The 548-nt window shown below is 46.7% G+C and carries 1 protein-coding gene; it reads left to right on the top strand.

Annotated elements, in window-relative coordinates; translation table 11 throughout:
* Positions 1 to 75: 75 nt before the first annotated feature.
* On the top strand, positions 76 to 548 hold a 473-nt coding region (locus K0T92_RS24685), incomplete at its 3' end, for a condensation domain-containing protein (protein WP_246628419.1).

Raw genomic sequence — 548 nt, 5'->3', positions numbered from 1 at the left:
CTTCATCAATACGACTATAAACTTGCCGTTCATGATATTTTTCAGCACCAGACGATTGAGCAGATAAGTCCTCTCATGGAAAAGTTGGCTCATACGGTGGATCAGAGGCCGGTCGAAGGTGAAGTCGAGCTATTGCCGGTTCAGCGTATGTTTTTTGAGCAGCAGCTCGATGCTCCTCATCACTTCAATCAATCGGTTATGGTGTTCCGGCAGCAGTCCTTTAATGAGGAACATGTTCGGACTGTGTTTGCCAAGCTGACGGAGCATCACGATGCTTTGAGAATGGTTTTTGTCCGTGAAGGCAACCTCGTGAAAGCTTACAACCGCGGATTGGACGGCAATCATTTCAGCCTTGTCATTACCGATTTAACATCCTATGAGGACGAATCGGCGGTTAGTCAGCGCATTGAGAAGGAAGCCGGAGAAATTCAGAGTAGTATGGATATTAACCAGGGACCATTGGTCAAATTGGGATTGTTCAAAACACGAAACGGCGACCATCTCCTTATCGCCATTCATCATTTGGTCGTTGACGGTGTATCATGGAG

The sequence above is a fragment of the Paenibacillus oenotherae genome (assembly GCF_019443105.1).
In the GTDB taxonomy this organism is placed as follows: Bacteria; Bacillota; Bacilli; order Paenibacillales; family Paenibacillaceae; genus Paenibacillus_Z; species Paenibacillus_Z oenotherae.
Note: the sequence above shows the minus strand (reverse complement) of the source record. Positions and strands in the feature narration are given on the sequence as shown.